Raw genomic sequence first — 17,308 nt, 5'->3', positions numbered from 1 at the left:
ATGGCCGCGTTATGCGGCAAAACGATGTCAGGTCGCCCTGGCATCGTTCTCTGGCTGCCTTAGAAACTGTTCTTCGCCGTACCGAGATCGCCGAGCGTGCGGAACGAAATGTTGAAGCCTACGGAGCGTGTGACGTCGTCAGGATCGTTGTGATCGCGGCTTTCGGCGTAGGTCATCATGTAGGTGAAGCACTCATCGTCATAGGCGAAGCCGACACCGTTCTTGACGAGCAGGTCGCTCTTGATGTCGTAGGTGCCGGAGCCAAACACCCGCCATTCGTCGTTGAAGCGCGCCGTGGCGCCGAGCGTGACCTCGTGACGGTCGTCCTTGAAGCCATAGAGCGGCTGCGCATCGATGAAGGCGTAGCGGGCCGAAACGGCGATCGGGCGCGCATCGAGGCCGACCTTCATTTCGGCGCGGCGGACGTCGAGGCTCTGCTCATCGAAGCGGCCGCTGACCGAGGCCGAGAAGCCGTTCGGGCTGGCGATGCCGGCAAGCGCCACATAGTCGGACGTATCGGTTTCCAGGCCGGAATAGGCGCCTGCGTTGACCAGATCGGGCGCGGCAAACGAGTTGTCGCCGGCGAGTTGGTAGGACTGGCCGAAAAGCGCGTTGGTGGTCCAGCCGTTGCTGTAGCTGCCGGAATAGCGCAGGCCGATATTGGCGCGCGTCCCGCCTTCCATACGGTCATAGCCCGAGAACTTGTCGCGTTCGAACAGCGACGCCGCGTCGAAGACAAAGCTCTGCGCATCCTCGTTGGGGATGCCGAGCCCGCCGATGGCGCTCTCGCTCGGGCGGGCGAAGACCTGGGCCATCGGTTCGAGCACATGAGTCGAGCTCGTCGACGAGAACAGCACCGGCCAGCGCAGTTCGAGACCGAGCGTCGCCATGTAGCGGAACAGCGATGAGCGTACGTCTGCCGCAACGCCAATGTCCGGATCGATGGCCATGTTGTTGATGGCGTTCAGCGAGGCGCTGGAGGCGTCGAGGTAGCTGCCGTCGGCGCGGAAAGCCATCAACGGTGTAACGAGCAGGCCACCTTCGGTAACGATCGTGCGTTTCCACTCGGCTTCGGCGGTGATGCGGCTGGACGTTCCTTCGAGGCCGTGAATTGTCGGGCCGTTCAAACCTGGTATCGCGGAATCGAGCTCGGTGCGGCGGATGACGCGTGCATTGAGGTCGAACGACAGTTCGCCGCCGGCCAGCGGCGCGTCGGGAATGTAGGCGTAGTCGAGCGACGGCAGCACCCAGGGCTGCTTGTCGGCACGCGCTTCACTCGTCGGATCAATATCTTGATCAAGGGCTTCTTCCTGGACCTGGAAGCGCATGGCGCGCAGGTCGAAATAGTTACGGTCGTTGAGGCCGGTGAGATAGACCTCGGAGCGATGCGTGCTGTCGGCGAAACCCTCGATGCCGTAGGTGCGGGAGAAATTCTTGTCCGACTGGGCGAGGATGTCCCAGCCGAAGGCCCAGCGCGGATTGAGGTCGAAACGGCCCTTGGTGCCGACCATGCCGCGCAGCTTGTTCGCGTCGCCAGTAGGCCCGCTGTCGACGGTGTTGGCGTCGAACTTGTCGGGGTTCATCTGGTGGATGCCGGCGATCTTCAGGCTGTATTGGCCATTGTTGAAGCGCTGGCGCCACTCGGCCTCACCGAGGAAGCCCTGGCGGGTGTAGCCGGTGCCCTTGATGGTCAGGTCGTAGGTCGGCGAGAGCGCGAAATAATAGGGGATCGAAACCCCGACGCCGAGCTCGCTCTTGTAGCTGATGCCGGGCATCAGGAAGCCGCTCTTGCGCTTCACCGTCGGGTCGGCGATCTCGAAGGCGGGCAGGAAGGCGATCGGGAAACCGAAGAACTCGAAATTCGAGTTTTCGAAACGGACGGTCTTCTTTTCGCCGTTCCAGATGATCTTCTGAGCCTTGATGCGCCAGATCGGCGCCTTGTCGGGCTTTTGCTCGCAAGGTTCGCAGGCCGTGTAGACGCCGTTGTTGAACGTCGTCAGGATGCCGCCTTCGCGCTTGGCGCTCTCGGCCGCAAAGTAGGTCTTGTCGACGGTCTCGACGCGCAGCGCGTTGACGAAGCCATCGGCGAAGTCGTCGGTGATGTCGATCTCTTGCGAGAAGATCTTGGTGCCGTCGGAATTGACGATCTCGACATTGCCGCTGGCGATTAGTCGCGACGTCTTGCGGTCGTAAGTGACGCGCTGGGCGACGAGGCGGTTGCCGGCATAGTCGATCTGCACGCCGCCGACGGCGGTGACCGTCTGGACGTCGTTGTCATAGACCAGCGTGTCGGCCTCGAGCAGCATCTGCGAGCCCTCGGGCACGCTTGGCGCGAGATCGGCGACGGTCTGTGCGTAAGCTGGTGCGAACGGAAGCGCGCATGCAGACAGGCATGCAAGCGCAGTCGCCCCGAATAGGCGTGCCCTGCGGGCAGTCCTGCGGTTGGCCATTGCGCCCCTCACACTAACCATCCTCGTTGTAGAGCAGGAAAGTCACCCCGAAAAACATTGCTACGACAACTGGAAGCCACGCCGCAATATAAGTCGGCACGAATCCCGCATTGCCAAATGCTTTGACCAGAACCGAAACGACATAAAGCAGAAAGCCGGCGACGACGCCACCCAGAATCATCGTTCCGGACTGCCCCATCCTCGCAAATCGCATCGACACTGTTGCAGCAATGAGCGTCATCGCGACCAGCAGGAAGGGAAGTGCGACAAGTGAATGAAATTGCATGGCAAAAGCATTCGCCCGGAGCCCGAAGGACCGTGCCACTTCGATTTTCGACGGAAGCTGGAAAAAAGGAATGGTTTCGGGCCGCGCCAGCCGCTCCTGGACGAATTCCGGCTTCAGATTCGTCGGCACCTCGGCGGTGGCTTCGGAGGTGAAGTTCTCGCCACCCTTCATGCTTCGAACGTTGACCAGTTCCCAATGACCGTCGCGCAGATAGGCGCGCTCGGCATCCTTGCGTTCGACCATGTTGCCGTCGGCGTCAAAGACGAAAAACACTGCGTCCGACAGTTCCATCCCCTGATTGAGAACCGCCCGGGCGCCGATGATGACCTCGGTGCCGTTGGCTTTCTGGCGCAGCCATGGCGCCGAAAATGCCGAAACCGAATTGGACTGGCGTGAGCGAAGCTCCGACTCCAGCGACTCCGAGTGCGAGAAGCCGTAGGCCGCGATCGGGTTGAGCACGCCGACCGTGATGAAGCCGAAGAGCAACGCGCCGAGGCAGCATGGCAGCAGGAACTGCCATGCCGAAATACCGGCGGCGCGGGCAATGACCAATTCATAGCGCCGGTTGAGCGACACAAGCGTTGCCATGGCGCTGAACAGGGCGACGAACGGAACGACCTGCAGCATGATCATCGGTACGCGCAGTGCCGAAACTGTCAGCGCGATGCTGAATTTGAAGCCCGGCACGCCGCCGGCATTGTTTGAGAATTCCGTGACGTCGATGATGAAGATGAGCGCGAAAATGCCGATGAAGAACCACGCTGTGATGGTGGCGTAGCGAAAGAAGAAATAGCGCCCGAGCGTCCAGCCCATCATGCTGCTCCCTGGCGCGGAGCACCGCCGCCGAACCGCAAGCGCAAAGCCGTGAGTTTGTCGCGGATCTGCGCCACGACGGACGCGATGCGGTCGGCGACCGAAACCGGCAGTTCCATGCTGCGATTGGTGCGGATGAACCAGATGGCAATCAGCGACGTGGCGATGGGTACGGCGTAGACTACGTAGCGGACCCACGCCACCGTCTCGGCCTTGCTGCCGGCGAAGAAGCCAAGCCAACGGAAGAACAGCGCGATGGTGATGGCGGTGACAAGCGGATGGATGCGCGCTTCACGATGTGATCGCGCGTCGCCTGCCACGGCCAGCGCTATGAGGGCAAAGGCGATCGGATAGAGCCACTCGGTGAACCGGCGGTCGAGTTCGGCGGTAAACAGCCGGGGATTGCGCTGGTAATATTTGTCGCTTGGCGAGGGGTTCATCAGGTAAGCCGTCGAGCGATCCTTCGGCTGCATCGTGACTTCCTTCGCAGCAGCGGAGAACTCGCTGAGGTCGAATGCGTAGGAATCGAAGCTGATCACCGACACTTCGCCGCCTGGCGCCTTGCGGTGGATCACGCCGTCATTCATCACCAGCATCTGCTTGCTGTCGCGCTCCACGAAGGAGCCGTCCTTGGCGTAGTAGACGAGATCAATGTTGGGTTCGCGAGAATCGGCGACGAAGATGCCGCCAAGGCCGCCATTTGGCAGGCGCTCGCCGACCTGGACGAAGAGACCCTCGTCGACCTTGCGGAACGTGCCTTCCTGGATGATAAGCGACAAGAGATCTGCGCGCGAGGTCGCGATCAGTTCGCGGTTGCGCTGGCGCGCCATCGGATCGGCGATGTTGTGGACCAGGAAGGCGAACAGGCTGGCGCCGATGGCCAGGATGAGGATGGGCCGGATCACGGTCATCCGCGAAGCGCCGGCGGCGTTGAGGATCACAAGTTCGGAATCGCTGTTCATCGAGCTTAGCGTCAACGCCACCGCGATTGTCACCGCAAAAGGCACGACGATCGGAATGAGGGTGGGCAGGATAAGGGCTGCGACCTCAAAGAAGGTCAGCGCCGACTGGCCGCTGTCGGTGACAAGGTCGATTCGCCCGAGCACCTGGGTGGTCCAGACGATCACCAAGGTCCAGGTCAGCGCCGCGATAAAAACCGCGAACGCACGACGCAGGATGTAGCGCTCAACAACCTTCATCGATGATCAGGATTCCGTGTTTCCGACTTGGCCGGCCGACGGGACGTCGAGTGACCAGCAGGTGTCTAAGGTATAGTCCAAGGCAAGCCGGCACAACCGGCCCCTTCAAGCCGGCATCGTTCCAACACCCATCTCCTACCGGCCGCGACTCTCGGCGCCAATGGCTAAGAAAGGCCGAACAGAGGTGGTTAACGCAAGGTTTCCCACCTTTTTTCACCTTTAATCATATCGGGCCAAGATGACGGGAGGCTTGCCAAATTTTTGAAAACGACCAAATGTCGCGCTCCATCTGAACGGGATCCGAAAGCAGGACATCATGACCTCCAAGCCGTCGATCAGCTTCGCCAAGGCCGGCACGCCGAAAAAGGGCAGCGTTTTTGTCTTCTCCGCCGAAGATGGCGCGCTGAGCGAGATCGCGCGCGGCAACGATCCGGCCAAGACGCTCGACCGCGCCTTTCCGGTCGCCGACTTCAACGGCAAGTTTGGTGGCGTCGTTGAAGTCCTGGCGCCGGAAGGCACTGGCGTTGACCGGCTGGTGGCTGTCGGCGTGGGCAAGACGTCCAGTCTCGACGAGTATGCCTGGCTGAAGCTTGGCGGCACGCTGGCGGCACAATTGCGCAAGGCAACCGAGATCGGTGTGGTCCTGGACATTCCGGGCGCCACAGTCGACGGCGCTGCCGCCGCTGCTGTTGCAGCCGGCATCCTGCTGCGCAGCTACACCTTCGACAAGTACAAGACCAAGAAGGACAATGGTAACGGCAAGGCCGAGGACAAGAAGCCTGCGAAGGTCACCATCCATTGCGCCGATCCGGTGGCGGCAAAGAAGGCCTTCGCCGACATCGAGGCGGTGGTCGGCGGCGTGCTGCTGGCCCGCGACCTGGTCAACGAACCGGCCAACGTGCTTGGTCCGGTCGAGTTCGCCGCCCAGGCCAAGGAACTGGAAAAGCTTGGCGTCAAGGTCGAAATCCTGACCGAAAAAGAGATGAAGAAGCTCGGCATGGGCGCGCTGCTCGGCGTCGCGCAGGGCTCGGTGCGTCCGCCGCGCATGGCTGTGATGCAGTGGAACGGCGGCAAAGCCAAGGACAAGCCGGTGGCCTTCGTCGGCAAGGGCGTGGTCTTCGATTCGGGTGGTGTGTCGATCAAGCCGGCCGCCGGCATGGAGGACATGAAGGGCGACATGGGGGGCGCCGCCGCTGTCACCGGCCTGATGCATGCGCTTGCCGCGCGCAAGGCCAAGGTCAACGTGGTCGGCATCATCGGCCTGGTCGAGAACATGGTCGATGGCAACGCCCAGCGTCCTGGCGACATCGTCACCTCGATGTCGGGCCAGACCATCGAGGTGCTCAACACCGACGCCGAAGGGCGCCTCGTGCTCGCCGACGCGCTCTGGTACTGCAACCAGCGCTTCGAGCCGAAGTTCATGGTCAATCTGGCGACGTTGACCGGCGCAATCATGGTGGCGCTCGGGCAGAGCCACGCCGGGCTGTTCTCCAACAATGACGAGCTTGCCGGGCGCCTGACCTCGTCGGGTACCGCGACGCAGGAAAAGCTGTGGCGCATGCCACTCGGCTCCGAATACGACAAGCTGATCGATTCCAAGAACGCCGACATGAAGAACATCGGCGGCCGCTTCGGTGGCTCGATCACCGCGGCGCAGTTTCTCCAGCGTTTCGTCAAGGAGACGCCCTGGGCGCATCTCGACATCGCCGGAACCGCGATGGGCTCGCCGGCCAGCGAGATCAACCAGTCCTGGGGCTCGGGCTATGGCGTGCGGCTGCTCGACAGGCTGGTGCGCGACCACTACGAAGGGTGAGGTTGGATAAATCGGCCCTGGGTGCGAACTGAGCAATGGCCGAAGTCCTTTTCTACCACCTGACCGAATCGACGCTCGAGGATGCCCTTCCGGGCCTGCTCGAGCGCAGCCTGCAACGCGGCTGGAAAGCGGTAGTGCAGACCGGCACCGAGGAGCGGCGCGATGCATTGGATGCCCATCTCTGGAGCTTCCGCGACGATTCGTTCCTGGCCCATGGCAGCGATCGCGAACCGCATGCGGCGGATCAGCCCGTGGTGCTGACGACAGGTGAAGGCAATCCGAATGCGGCCGAGATCCGCTTTCTGGTCGATGGGGCGGCTCCGCCCGATGTCGGACCCTATCAACGTGCCGTTTTCCTGTTCGATGGCCACGACGCAGCGCAGCTCGAAGGTGCACGTGAACATTGGAAGACGATGAAGAACGGCGGGCACACCGTGACCTACTGGCAGCAGACGCCCGACCGCCGCTGGGAACGCAAGGCCTGAGGCAATATGGCGGCCTGCGAACGGACCGCCTTATGGCTGGAGCCAGCTATTTGGCAGCGCTCATTTCGCCGCCGAGTTCCTTCTTGAAGGTCTCGAAATCGACCTGCATGCCGTTGAAGACAGTGCTCCAGTGGCGAGTCAGCGCGGCCATCGCCACGGCTTCCTGGATCTCTTCGTCGGTCGCGCCTGCCTGCCTGGCGCTCTGGGTGTCGGCCCAGATGCAATAGGTGCACGGGATTTGTGCAGCGACTGCCAGCGAGATCAGCGCCTTTGTCTTCGCCGGTAACGCGGTCTTGTCGCTGAACTCGAGCGCCTTGAGTTCCGACCAGGCGCCGGGCAGGCCGGCCTTCGGGAACTGCTTGACGAAGCTCGGCACGCCGCCCATCGACTTCTGGATGTCTTGAAGCGTGGCGTCGTAGTCGTCGGCATGGGCGGAAAGCGGCATCAATGCGAATGTGGCTGAACAGGCTGCTGCGCCGGCCAGGACCGTCATTGTGCGGCGGAACGAGGCGAGGGCGGATGCGTCGAAGAGCGACATGACTTCCTCCTCTGGATCATTTTTACCTTACGGTGTAAGGTATCCTAGTGATGAGCCTTACAGTGTAAGTTGTCAAGCGAAGCGATGGACAAGCCGATCAACAAAAAGCGAGCGCGCGGGAAGCTGTCGCGCGACAGGATCGAGACCTCGGCGTTCGAGGTCATCGAGCGCGAAGGGCTGTCGGGCTTTTCGATGCGCAAGCTGGCGCAGGCACTGGGCTGCGAGGCGATGAGCATCTACCACCACTATCCCTCCCAGGCGCATCTGTTCGAGGCGCTGGTCGATAAGCTCATCGGCGAATTGGAGATACCGCCCCGTGACCTCCCATGGCGGCAAAGGGTCAGGAATGTGCTTCATGGCTATCGTGCCATGGCGCGCAAATACCCCGCATTCGCGCCGTTCATCGTGACCTACCGGATGAATTCGCCGAAATGTCTGAAGTGGCTGGATGGCGTGATCGGCTTGTTCGAAGACGGCGGCTTCGGCCGGGAGCGCTCGGCGCGCCTGTTCCGCGCTGTCGGCTACTATCTGATGGGCGCCATCCTCGATGAAACGGCAGGCTATGCCAGGGGGCCGTCGTCGGTGACGAAAGTCGACGACGAACAATTGCGCAGCGACTTTCCCAATGTGGCTGCGGCCGGCCCGTACTTCGCCCCGAGCGAGTTCGACAAGACCTTCGAGATGGGCCTCGAAATGATGCTCGACGAAATGGGCCTCGAAGTTGCAGGCAATGGCCATGCCGGACTTTCCGGCGCCGGCCAAAAGCCGTAGTAGGGAGGCTACTTCCATCCGGCCAGCCGCCTCGCGTTGGGCAGCAGCCACAGAGTTTCGAGCGCCATGCGGTTCCTGTTTCTTCTTATCCTGCTTGCCGGCACTGGCCTCGGCATCATCTATCCATGGGCGGCAACCAACTTCACCGGCCGCGAGATCGGGGCGTACCGGGTCTACGATCGCGGTGGCAGCTTTCGCCCGGTCGAGGTGGCGTTGGCGACCGCCGACGCACCGGTGCGCGTGCTGGTCGACCTGACGACGCTGGCCCCTCCTGTGGTCCAGCCGGCGCGGGCGATCCTGACGATGACGGCCTCGACGCGCGGCGAAACCGTGCTGGCCCAGGCCCTCAACTTCTATGACACGACACCGCGCGAGCGCAGTCCTCAACTGCCCGATCCGGTGTTCCGCGACGATGCCGGCCTGATCCGCGACGTGAAGGCGGGCAGCTACCGTTTCGTCGTCGCGCCGGGCGATAACGACAACGTCCAGATCCAGCGTGTCGACCTCATCCTGCGTTCGGGCGCTGGCGAAGCGGACCAACGCGCCCAACCGATCGGCTTTTCGCTGATGGCGGTCGGTTTCGTCGGCCTGGTGTTGTCGCTGCGCCGGGGCAAGGGCAGCCGACCCGAAAACCCCAATTCGCAACCGCCGCCGACGCGCTGGGGCCGGGGCAGGGACAGCCAGTCGTGAACTATCGCCACGTCTACCATGCCGGGAATTTTGCCGACGTGGTCAAGCACGCCGTGCTCGCCCGGCTGGTCGAATACCTCAAGCGTAAGGACAAGGCCTTTCGCGTCATCGACACCCATGCCGGCATCGGCCTCTACGACCTGTCGTCCGAGGAAGCGCAGAAAACCGGCGAATGGCATGACGGCATCGGCCGCCTGATCGATGCGACCCTGCCTGCCGACGCTGCCGCGCTGCTTGCGCCGTATCTCGCAGCCGTTCGTACGGTGAATCCAGATGGTGGCATCGAAAAATATCCGGGCTCACCCCTGATCGCGCGGCACCTGCTGCGCAAGCAGGACCGCCTTTCGGCCATCGAGTTGCATCCTGAAGATTCACAAATCCTGGCCAATCTGTTCGAGGGCGACTTCCAGACACGGGTGACCGAACTCGACGGCTGGCTGGCGCTGGGCGCGCACCTTCCGCCCAAGGAAAAGCGCGGGCTGGTGCTGGTCGACCCGCCCTTCGAGATCGCGGGCGAGTTCGATCGCCTGGTCGAAGGGCTGAAGAAGGCGCACAGGCGTTGGCCGGGCGGCATCTTCGCCCTGTGGTATCCGGTCAAGGACCGGAAGGCCGTGGCAGCATTCCGCGAGGCACTTGCCGGTGCGGGCATCCCCAAGATCATGGACATCGAGTTCTACATCCGCCCGCCGTCATCGGAGCCGCGGCTCGACGGCACCGGCATGGTCGTGGTCAATCCGCCTTTCCAGTTGGAGAGCGAACTTGCAGTGATGCTGCCGGCGCTCGGCAAGGTTCTCGGCGAGGATGCAAGGGCGCGCTGGACAGTCGAGTGGCTGGCAGGCGAAACGCCGGCTTCTTGACCGCAGCGCGGCGAAACCGCAAACTGAATTGCATCAGCCTTGGAGTGGGAACCATGAGTCGCGTCGCCAGTAGCATCATTGCCGCAATGATCGGCCTCGGAGCGGCCGGGTTGGGCGCGGTTTCCGCGCAGGCCGCCGATCTCTCAGTCTCTTCGGACTATGCCGGCGATCCCGGCATTTGCGGCAACGCCTCGGTGCTCAATCGCATCACCAGCCGGTTCAGCTACCAGGTTCGCCACGTGCCGAACCTGCCCCAGGTTGGGATCACCGATTTCCAGCGCATCCACGAACACCGCTATCTGCCCGCTGACGAGAGCCATCCGATCGGCCGGCGCTATTGCGGTGCGACGGTGACGCTGTCGGACGGCGGCGACCGCGACATCTGGTACCTGATCGAAGAAGGCATGGGCTTTGCCTCCATCGGCGACAATGTCGAGTTCTGCGTCTCGGGCTTCGATCGCTGGTACGTCTACAACGGGCGCTGCCGCGTTCTGCGCTGAGCCTGGCCGGGCTTCACGATGAGACGGTTGGCGTCTGCGCGAGCATCGGCGGTTGCGGTGTTGCTCGCGCTGTCGGCCTGTGCGCCGTCCGACGAGGCATCCAAGGAAACCCAACCGGCGGTGACGGCTGAAGCTCCCGTACCGCGTGGCCAGGGTTTTGACTTCTACGTGCTGTCGCTGTCGTGGTCGCCGAGCTATTGCGAGGCCGAGGGCGAACAGGCCAACGGTCAGCAATGCCGCGCCGGCCGGCCTTATGCCTTCGTCGTCCACGGCCTTTGGCCGCAATATGAACGCGGCTATCCCGAGAATTGCCAGGCGGGAGCAAGTAATGTCTCAAACGAGGCGCTCCGCGGCCTTTACGATCTGATGCCGTCGGCCGGGCTCATCCGCCATCAGTGGCGCAAGCACGGCACATGTTCTGGCCTCAGCCAGGCCGACTACTTCGAGGTCCTGCGCGCCGCGCGGCAAAAGGTCGAAATTCCCCGGGAATTCAAGCGCCTGGACGTTTATCGCACACTGGCGCCGGGCCAGGCGGAGGGCGCGTTCCTTCAGTCGAACCCAGGACTGCAAGCAGACGCCGTGGCGGTGGCCTGCGACCGCCGCTACCTGCGCGAGGTGCGGATTTGCATGACCAAGGATCTCGAATTTCGATCCTGCGCCGAGGTCGACCGGCGTGCCTGCCGCCTCGACAAGGTGGTGATGCCGCCTGTGCGCGGCCGCTGATCGGCGCGCGCCGCGTTGCCGGAAAGAATAGTGCGGAATATGGTCCGCCGCCAAAGGGAGCCCTCGATGCCGAAATTGTTCTACTCGCCCGCTTCGCCCTACAGCGCCAAGGTGCGCATGGCGGCCGCCTATGCCGGCATCCCGGTCGAATCCGTCACCGTCGAGACCGGGCCGCAACCGGCGCTGCTGACGGACGCCAACCCGCTCGGCAAGATCCCGGTGTGGATCACCGACGAAGGCGAAAGCATCTACGACAGTCGGGTGATCACGGAGTATCTGAACAGGCTTTCCCGCAACAAGCTGTTCCCGCGCAATGCTGAAAAGCGGCTCGATGCCGAACGGCTCGAAGCGCTCGCCGACGGTATCTGCGACTGCCTTCTGGCGATCGTCTACGAGCGCCGGTCGCGGCCGGAGGAGATCGTCCACCAGCCGTGGATCGACAAGCAGTGGTCGAAGGTGACGCGCGCACTCGACCTCTTGAACGCCAACCCGCCCAAGCTGCCGAAGGCGATCAGTGCCGGCCAGATCGCGCTCAGAGTCACCATCGGCTACATGGATCTCCGCTTCGCCGGCAAGTGGGAGAAGGGTCGCCCGCGCCTCAAGCGCTGGGCCGTGCGCTTCGACGAGAAGTTTCCGGACCTGAAGGCGGTCGTGCCGCAGGGGTAATTGCCCAAGGGAAACAAAAAGCCGGGCGCGAAGCCCGGCTTTTCCGTTGGTGCTGATCTTGTGGATCAGAACTTCATGCCGACGCCGAACTGGACGCGGTGATCCTTGCTCGACACTTCGGTCGAACCGCCGCTCAGGGCGAAGTCGTCGCTGCCGTAGTCGGTGTAGCGATACTCGACGCGGCCGAAGACCGACTCGGTCAGCTTGACGTCGGTGCCGACGCCAGCGGTCCAGCCAAGCGCGGTGTTCGAATCTTCCGTGGTGGCATCGCTGACTTCGATACGCTTGCCGGCGCCGCCGGCGGTACCGTAGAGCAGGATGTCGGGCGAAACCGCATAGCCGAGACGGGCGCGCAGCGAGCCTTCGAAGCCCGACTTGACGTTCAGGCCGCCGTTGTCGCCTTCGACGCCGCTGTAGCCGATGTCGCCTTCAGCGCCGACCACGAAGTTGTCCATCTGGTAGTTGTAGCCGACGAAGGCGCCGCCGAGGAAACCATCGGTTTCGACATTGGTACCACCGACATCGGACTCGCCGCTGAAGCCGTAGCCGAGGAACACACCAGCGTAGGGGCCCGACCAGGTGTTGAGCGGGGGCTGCTCCATCGGAGCGGCAGGTGCCGGCGGCTCTTCCATGACGACGTCGGCAGCGAAAGCTGGCATCGACGCCAGCGCGACCAGGCCGAACGCGGCCGCGAGCGGACGGGCGTGCTTGAGTATGGCAGTCATTGTTTTACTCCTTAAGCCAACTAGACACTGGCTCTTTTTAGAAATGGCGCCCCTAGCCCGTCCGGGGGGAGAAACGGTCTGGGCGCCGAACAGTTCCGAATGTCGTGTCGAAATGCGGCTGAACCGAACCTGAAGTGAGGTGATTGCCCGGCGCAAATGAGGCTGAAGCATGACGTTGCTCTAATACAACAACCTTGTCAGGAGCTTTGCCTGCCTTTTGCCGCAGGCCGCTTGGTACATGGGATTGGGCGTTCTATATCTCGCTTGGCCGCATGGTTCGCGGAAAGGTCTTGGGGTGGCATTTGAGGCTCTCGCCACATTGCTGCCAAATCGATGAACCGCTTTTTACATAGGTTACCGAGACGTAACCGCGCCTGCCTCCGAGGAAGCCGGCGGATAGCATGAGAGGAAGGATACTGGATGGCGAACATGGCAGGCAACGTGCTGGTGACGGGTGGGGCCAAGCGCATCGGTCGTGCGATCACCGAGGACCTTGCCGCGCACGGCTTCGGGGTCGCCATCCACTGCAACCATGCGCGCAAGGCAGCCGATGATCTTGCCGCCACGATCAAGGCCAATGGTGGCCGCGCCGCAGTGGTGCAGGCCGACCTCGCCGACATGGCTGCCGTGGACGGTTTGCTTGCCGCAGCCGGGGCCGCATTGGGGCCGATCGACCTGCTGGTCAACAACGCTTCCGTCTTCGAAGGCGATCAGGTGACGGATTTCGGCTGGGAGACTTGGGACCGCCATTTTGCCCTGCACGTGAAGGCGCCCGCGCTGCTCGCCAAGAATTTTGCAGCAGCCTTGCCCGAGGGGGCGGAGGGGCTGATCGTCAACATCATCGACCAGCGTGTGCTCAAGCCGACGCCGCAGTATTTCTCCTATTCGCTGTCCAAGGCAACACTTTGGGCGGCGACCAGGACCATGGCGCAGGCGCTCGCGCCGCGAATCCGCGTAAACGCCATTGGCCCGGGCCCGACCTTGCCCAGTTCGCGGCAGGACGCCGATGCCTTTGGCGCCCAACTCGACGGCCTGATCTTGAAGCGCGGGCCGAGCCTGCAGGAGTTCGGTGAGACCATCCGTTATCTCTGGCAGGCGCGCTCGGTGACCGGCCAGATGATCGCGCTCGATGGCGGCCAGCATCTTGCCTGGCAGACGCCGGATGTGACAGGCATGGTGGAATGAGCCCTCGCCAGTCCGATAGCAAGCCGAGCCCCGCAGGAGGCGGCAAGGCTACAGACGACATGCCCGACATCGAACTCGACGACGACGAGGCGGTGGAGGAGGCAATTGCTCCGGGCGGGCCCGACCTTCCGTTCACGGCGATCGACTGGACCGCGCATGCTGGCGACGCCGACGGCATGGTCGGCGCCGAGGTGATCCAGACCCTGGTCAAGCGCCTGCCGAATGCCCCGGGCGTCTACCGCATGATGAATGCCGCCGGCGACGTGCTGTACGTTGGCAAGGCGCGCAGCCTGAAGAAGCGCGTCACCAACTACGCGCAGGGGCGGTTCCACACCAACCGCATCGGCAAGATGGTGCGCGAGACGGCGACTATGGAATTCGTCGTCACCCGCACCGAGATCGAGGCGTTGCTGCTTGAGGCAAACCTCATCAAGCGGCTTCGCCCGCGCTTCAACGTGCTTATGCGCGACGACAAGTCGTTCCCCTACATCATGCTGACCAGCGACCATACCTCGCCGGGCATCTACAAGCATCGTGGCGCGCGCTCGCGCAAGGGCGGCGATTATTTCGGCCCGTTTGCTTCGGCGCAGGCGGTCGGTCGCACCATTAATTCGCTGCAGCGGGCCTTCCTTCTGCGCAGTTGCACCGACAGTTTCTATGACAACCGCACGCGACCATGCCTGCTGTTCCAGATCAAGCGCTGTGCGGCTCCCTGCACGGGCGAGATTTCGCGCGAGGGCTATGCCGAGCTTGTCGACGAGGCCAAGGACTTCCTGTCCGGCCGCAGCCAGAAGGTGAAGACCGAGATCTCCGGCCAGATGCAGCAGGCGGCGGAAGAACTCGATTTCGAGCGTGCCGCGGTCTATCGTGACCGTCTCGCCGCCCTGTCGCATGTGCAGAGCCACCAGGGCATCAATCCGCAGACCATCGACGAGGCCGACGTGTTTGCCATCCATCAGGAGGGCGGCCAGACCGGCATCCAGGTGTTCTTCTTCCGCACCGGCCAGAACTGGGGCAACCGCGCCTATTTCCCCAAGGCCGATCCGTCGCTGGAAGCGGCAGAGGTGCTCGGCTCTTTCCTGGCCCAGTTCTACGACGACAAGCCGTCGCCGCGCGCCATCCTGCTGTCGCATGCGGTCGAGGAACAGGAATTGTTGGCCGAGGCGCTGTCTACCCGCGGCCGGCACAAGGTGGCGATCTCGGTGCCGCAGCGCGGCGAGAAAAAGGATATCGTCGATCACGCCCTGCAGAATGCCCGCGAGGCGCTTGGGCGCCGGCTGGCCGAAACGTCGACGCAGGCGCGCTTGCTGGATGGCTTCGCCCAGACCTTCGGGCTGGAAAAGCCGCCGGTGCGCATCGAGGTCTACGACAACTCGCACATCATGGGCACCAATGCGGTCGGCGGCATGATCGTGGCCGGGCCCGAAGGGTTCGTGAAGAACCAGTATCGCAAGTTCAACATCCGCTCGACCGACATCACGCCCGGCGACGATTTCGGCATGATGCGCGAGGTGATGACGCGGCGGTTCTCGCGGCTGCTCAAGGAACATGGTGACGAGAACGTCGAATCCGAAGACGGCCTGGAGGGCAACGGCGCCTTTCCGGCCTGGCCGGACGTCATCCTCATCGACGGCGGCCAGGGGCAAATGAGCGCAGTGCGCGCCATGCTTGCCGAACTCGGTGTCGAGGATCGCGTCGTGGCGATTGGCGTCGCCAAGGGGCAGGATCGAGAGGCCGGGCGCGAGCGCTTCTTCGTCAAAGGCAAGGATTCGTTCTCGCTGCCGGTGCGCGACCCGGTGCTCTATTTTGTCCAGCGCATGCGCGACGAGGCGCATCGCTTCGCCATCGGCTCGCACCGGGCGCGGCGCAAGAAGGAGATGGTCAAGAACCCGCTCGACGAGATCGGCGGAATCGGCCCCTCGCGCAAACGCGCGTTGTTGCATGCCTTCGGCACGGCCAAGGCGGTAAGCCGGGCAGCGGTTGACGACTTGATGGCGGTGGAAGGTATTTCGGAGTCGATTGCACGCCTTGTTTACAACCATTTTCACGATAATGGGTGATGAACGATGGATTGCCGTCCAGTGACCGCCTGGACTATCGATAGGCAGTTGACCCCCAGCCCGCCCTTCTGATTTCACTAAGGCAGACGAAAGAGCATAAGAGACCATGGCCCAGCGCGCATTCAACCTGCCCAACATGCTTACCTATGCGCGCATCCTGGCCGTGCCGCTGGTGGTATTGTGCTTCTTCCTGGAAGGGCGCCTGCAGTCGTCCGACTTCGCCCGCTGGAGTGCGCTTGCCATCTTCGTCGTTGCAAGCATCACCGACTATCTCGATGGCTACCTGGCCCGCGCCTGGAAGCAGACCTCGAACATCGGCAGGATGCTGGACCCGATCGCCGACAAGCTCCTGGTCGCCACCTGCCTGCTGCTGCTGGCCGCCGATACCGACAATCGCGGCGGCATCGCCGGCTGGTCGCTGTGGGCGGCGATCATCATCTTGTGCCGCGAGATCCTGGTCTCGGGCCTGCGCGAATATCTCGCCGCCCTCAAGGTCAGCGTGCCCGTCACTCAGCTTGCCAAGTGGAAGACGGCCATCCAGATGGTGGCGATCGCCTTCCTCCTCGCCGGCCCGGCTGGCGACAAGATCTTCCCGCTGACCACCCAGATTGGCCTGGTCCTGCTGTGGATCGCGGCATTGGTGACGCTATATACCGGCTACGACTATTTCCGTGCCGGCCTGAAGCACATCATGGACGAGTGAAGACCATGACAAAGCTCATCTATTTCGCCTGGGTACGCGAGCGCATAGGCAAGGCCGAAGAAGACATCGATTTGCCCGCCGAGGTGAAGACGGTGCGGGATCTTCTGCTGTGGCTGAAGTCGCGCGGCGAGGAATTCGAAAGCGCCTTGCAGCATCCCGAGGTGATCCGCGTGGCGATCAACCAGGAGCATGTCGACCACCGCGAGGCTGTCGCCGGTGCGCGCGAGATCGCGCTGTTCCCGCCCATGACGGGCGGCTAGGCCATGAGCGCCGCTGTCGTGCCGATGGTGCGCATCCAGGCAGCCGATTTCGACGTCGCCGCCGAGATCGCCAGGCTGACGCAGGGCAGGGCCGACGTCGGCGCAGTCGTCACGTTCACGGGCCTTTGCCGCGACGAGGCAGGGACGCTTTCAGCGCTCGAACTGGAACACTACCCCGGCATGGCCGAGGCCGAGATCGCGCGGATTGCAAGCGAGGCGATCGAGCGCTGGCCATTGGCCGGCATCACCGCCATCCATCGCTTTGGCCGAATCCGACCCGGCGAGAACATCGTGCTGGTGGTTGCCGCATCAACGCATCGGCAGGCTGCCTTCGAGGCGGCGAGCTTCCTGATGGACTACCTCAAGTCGCGTGCGCCCTTCTGGAAGAAGGAACATCGCATCGATGGCAGCGAGGGCGGCTGGGTGGACGCCAAGGAAAGCGATGAGATCGCGGCAGCCCGCTGGGCCGGGCGCTGACGGATGGCTGCGGCGATAGGCGCTCGCGGCCTTGGAACCACCGCAATCCTTTGTAGCTTCAATCGCGAAACGGCGCGCCCCGGCGCGGCATGTCTCGGCAACAACGC

General features: G+C 63.1%; 18 protein-coding genes. 13 read left to right on the top strand and 5 right to left on the bottom strand.

Going from position 1 to position 17,308, the window contains the following annotated elements; all coding sequences use genetic code 11:
* Window positions 1-59: 59 nt before the first annotated feature.
* From O1Y97_RS19875 to lptF, 3 genes are read right to left on the bottom strand one after another with little or no spacing between them, the layout of a single operon-like run.
* Window positions 60-2,450 carry an LPS-assembly protein LptD gene (locus tag O1Y97_RS19875; RefSeq protein WP_318762116.1) on the bottom strand — a complete coding sequence of 797 codons (2,391 nt, stop codon included), beginning with the start codon at window positions 2,448-2,450 and terminating at the stop codon, window positions 60-62.
* A gap of 13 nt (window positions 2,451-2,463) precedes the next feature.
* Window positions 2,464-3,552: an LPS export ABC transporter permease LptG gene (lptG, locus tag O1Y97_RS19870; protein ID WP_183262172.1), complete on the bottom strand. Its 1,089-nt coding sequence runs from the start codon at window positions 3,550-3,552 to the stop codon at window positions 2,464-2,466.
* Window positions 3,549-4,748 (bottom strand): LPS export ABC transporter permease LptF, encoded by a 1,200-nt coding sequence (gene lptF / locus O1Y97_RS19865; RefSeq protein ID WP_318762115.1) that lies wholly within the window; start codon window positions 4,746-4,748, stop codon window positions 3,549-3,551. The genes lptG and lptF overlap by 4 nt, the downstream gene beginning before the upstream one ends.
* Before the next feature lie 316 nt (window positions 4,749-5,064).
* On the opposite strand from lptF, the gene O1Y97_RS19860 reads away from it, so the two are divergent.
* Both O1Y97_RS19860 and O1Y97_RS19855 read left to right on the top strand, forming a co-directional pair.
* A complete protein-coding gene (locus tag O1Y97_RS19860; RefSeq protein WP_108608692.1) occupies window positions 5,065-6,561 on the top strand; it encodes a leucyl aminopeptidase in 1,497 nt (498 codons plus the stop codon).
* A gap of 35 nt (window positions 6,562-6,596) precedes the next feature.
* Window positions 6,597-7,046: a DNA polymerase III subunit chi gene (locus O1Y97_RS19855; RefSeq protein WP_318762114.1), complete on the top strand. Its 450-nt coding sequence runs from the start codon at window positions 6,597-6,599 to the stop codon at window positions 7,044-7,046.
* A 46-nt stretch (window positions 7,047-7,092) separates the two neighbouring features.
* Here O1Y97_RS19855 and O1Y97_RS19850 read toward each other — a convergent pair whose 3' ends face one another.
* Entirely contained in the window at window positions 7,093-7,584 is a 492-nt protein-coding gene (locus O1Y97_RS19850) for a carboxymuconolactone decarboxylase family protein (RefSeq protein WP_318762113.1), read from the bottom strand.
* An 84-nt stretch (window positions 7,585-7,668) separates the two neighbouring features.
* Between O1Y97_RS19850 and O1Y97_RS19845 the strand changes: the two genes are divergently transcribed.
* The 6 genes from O1Y97_RS19845 (at window position 7,669) to O1Y97_RS19820 (ending at window position 11,791) form a co-directional block, all read left to right on the top strand.
* Complete coding sequence (locus O1Y97_RS19845; protein ID WP_318762112.1) at window positions 7,669-8,355, top strand: TetR/AcrR family transcriptional regulator; 687 nt, start codon at window positions 7,669-7,671, stop codon at window positions 8,353-8,355.
* Between the two features lie 66 nt (window positions 8,356-8,421).
* Window positions 8,422-9,045 carry a hypothetical protein gene (locus O1Y97_RS19840; RefSeq protein WP_318762111.1) on the top strand — a complete coding sequence of 208 codons (624 nt, stop codon included), beginning with the start codon at window positions 8,422-8,424 and terminating at the stop codon, window positions 9,043-9,045.
* Window positions 9,042-9,902 carry a 23S rRNA (adenine(2030)-N(6))-methyltransferase RlmJ gene (locus O1Y97_RS19835; protein ID WP_108608688.1) on the top strand — a complete coding sequence of 287 codons (861 nt, stop codon included), beginning with the start codon at window positions 9,042-9,044 and terminating at the stop codon, window positions 9,900-9,902. The genes O1Y97_RS19840 and O1Y97_RS19835 overlap by 4 nt, the downstream gene beginning before the upstream one ends.
* A gap of 53 nt (window positions 9,903-9,955) precedes the next feature.
* A complete protein-coding gene (locus O1Y97_RS19830; RefSeq protein WP_183262161.1) occupies window positions 9,956-10,402 on the top strand; it encodes a hypothetical protein in 447 nt (148 codons plus the stop codon).
* An 18-nt stretch (window positions 10,403-10,420) separates the two neighbouring features.
* Window positions 10,421-11,125 (top strand): ribonuclease T2 family protein, encoded by a 705-nt coding sequence (locus O1Y97_RS19825; protein ID WP_404801205.1) that lies wholly within the window; start codon window positions 10,421-10,423, stop codon window positions 11,123-11,125.
* A 66-nt stretch (window positions 11,126-11,191) separates the two neighbouring features.
* The gene (locus tag O1Y97_RS19820) at window positions 11,192-11,791 is read left to right on the top strand and encodes a glutathione S-transferase (protein WP_318762109.1); all 600 of its coding nucleotides are present in this window, start codon (window positions 11,192-11,194) and stop codon (window positions 11,789-11,791) included.
* Window positions 11,792-11,856: 65 nt separating this feature from the next.
* On the opposite strand, the gene O1Y97_RS19815 is transcribed toward O1Y97_RS19820, so the two are convergent.
* On the bottom strand, window positions 11,857-12,516 hold the full coding sequence (locus O1Y97_RS19815; protein ID WP_318762108.1) for an outer membrane protein: 660 nt from the start codon (window positions 12,514-12,516) through the stop codon (window positions 11,857-11,859).
* Window positions 12,517-12,936: 420 nt separating this feature from the next.
* On the opposite strand from O1Y97_RS19815, the gene O1Y97_RS19810 reads away from it, so the two are divergent.
* The 5 genes from O1Y97_RS19810 to O1Y97_RS19790 all read left to right on the top strand — a co-directional run bounded on the left by O1Y97_RS19810 (window position 12,937) and on the right by O1Y97_RS19790 (window position 17,201).
* Window positions 12,937-13,701: an SDR family oxidoreductase gene (locus O1Y97_RS19810; protein ID WP_318762107.1), complete on the top strand. Its 765-nt coding sequence runs from the start codon at window positions 12,937-12,939 to the stop codon at window positions 13,699-13,701.
* Window positions 13,698-15,761, top strand: a complete 2,064-nt coding sequence (gene uvrC, locus O1Y97_RS19805; protein WP_318762106.1) for an excinuclease ABC subunit UvrC — start codon at window positions 13,698-13,700, stop codon at window positions 15,759-15,761. Before O1Y97_RS19810 ends, uvrC begins: the two co-directional genes overlap by 4 nt.
* A gap of 106 nt (window positions 15,762-15,867) precedes the next feature.
* A complete protein-coding gene (gene pgsA / locus O1Y97_RS19800) occupies window positions 15,868-16,464 on the top strand; it encodes a CDP-diacylglycerol--glycerol-3-phosphate 3-phosphatidyltransferase (RefSeq protein ID WP_108608681.1) in 597 nt (198 codons plus the stop codon).
* A 5-nt stretch (window positions 16,465-16,469) separates the two neighbouring features.
* Window positions 16,470-16,724 carry a molybdopterin converting factor subunit 1 gene (gene moaD, locus O1Y97_RS19795; RefSeq protein ID WP_108609963.1) on the top strand — a complete coding sequence of 85 codons (255 nt, stop codon included), beginning with the start codon at window positions 16,470-16,472 and terminating at the stop codon, window positions 16,722-16,724.
* Between the two features lie 3 nt (window positions 16,725-16,727).
* On the top strand, window positions 16,728-17,201 hold the full coding sequence (locus O1Y97_RS19790) for a molybdenum cofactor biosynthesis protein MoaE (protein ID WP_183262151.1): 474 nt from the start codon (window positions 16,728-16,730) through the stop codon (window positions 17,199-17,201).
* Window positions 17,202-17,308 lie beyond the last annotated feature (107 nt).

This window comes from Aminobacter niigataensis (assembly GCF_946995915.1).
Lineage (GTDB): Bacteria > Pseudomonadota > Alphaproteobacteria > Rhizobiales > Rhizobiaceae > Aminobacter > Aminobacter niigataensis.
The sequence above is the reverse complement of the archived record's forward strand: the minus strand, read 5'-3'. Positions and strand labels throughout refer to the sequence as shown.